Here is a 349-nt window from a genome sequence, read left to right on the forward strand (position 1 = left end):
AAACACCACAAATCACTTTATTGAAAGACGGTGTTTATACTGATGCGAATGCTGATACTATTGTAAACGTAGGCGATACGATTGTTTACACTTTTACGGTAACCAATACAGGAAACGTAACCGTAAACAATTTGACAATCAATGATGCCGTAATCGGCGTATCGAACTTGATAGTAACATCAAGTACGTTGTTACCGGGACAAGTGGGAACAGCAATGGCAACCTATACAATCACACAAGCCGACATCAACAACGGTGGAGTTCACAACATTGCAACCGCAACCGGAACAGACCCGAACAACAACCCTGTAACTGACGACTCAGAAGACCCGACACCAATCGACCCTTC

General features: G+C 43.6%; 1 protein-coding gene. It reads left to right on the forward strand.

Features of this window, described 5'->3' with window-relative positions; translation table 11 throughout:
- On the forward strand, nucleotides 1–349 hold a 349-nt coding region (locus tag G6042_RS00580; RefSeq protein ID WP_449404250.1), incomplete at both ends, for a DUF7507 domain-containing protein.

This window comes from Flavobacterium solisilvae (assembly GCF_012911605.1).
GTDB lineage: Bacteria > Bacteroidota > Bacteroidia > Flavobacteriales > Flavobacteriaceae > Flavobacterium > Flavobacterium solisilvae.